Below are 604 nucleotides of genomic sequence, written 5' to 3'. Positions count from 1 at the left end.
TCGGCGACCTCGTCGACCACCCGCGCATGCACTTCTTCGAGGGTGACATCACCATCAACAAGGAGTGGATCGAGTACAACATCCGCAAGTGCGACGTGGTGCTGCCGCTGGTGGCCATCGCCACCCCGGCCACCTACGTGCGCCAGCCGCTGCGCGTGTTCGAGCTGGACTTCGAGGCCAACCTGCCGATCGTGCGCGCCGCGGTCAAGTACGGCAAGCACCTGGTGTTCCCGTCGACCTCCGAGGTCTACGGCATGTGCAGCGATGAAGAGTTCGACCCCGAGGCCTCGCCGCTGGTCTACGGCCCGATCAACAAGCCGCGCTGGATCTATGCCTGCTCCAAGCAGCTGATGGACCGCGTGATCCACGCCTACGGCATGGAGCAAGGCCTGAACTACACCCTGTTCCGTCCGTTCAACTGGATCGGCGCGGGGCTGGATTCGATCTTCGAATCGAAGGAAGGCTCGTCGCGCGTGGTGACGCAGTTCCTCGGCCATATCGTGCGCGGCGAGCCGATCAAGCTGGTCGACGGCGGCGCCCAGCAGCGCGCCTTTGCCGATATCGCCGACGGCATCGACGCGCTGATGCGCATCATCGAGAATCC

General features: G+C 64.2%; 1 protein-coding gene. It reads left to right on the top strand.

What is annotated here, in order from left to right; all coding sequences use genetic code 11:
• The coding region (locus AC3WON_RS31100) for a bifunctional UDP-4-keto-pentose/UDP-xylose synthase (RefSeq protein ID WP_492353485.1) at positions 1-604 on the top strand (604 nt) is incomplete at both ends.

It is taken from the genome of Cupriavidus sp. FW305-46 (genome assembly GCF_058787075.1).
Note: the sequence above shows the minus strand (reverse complement) of the source record. Positions and strands in the feature narration are given on the sequence as shown.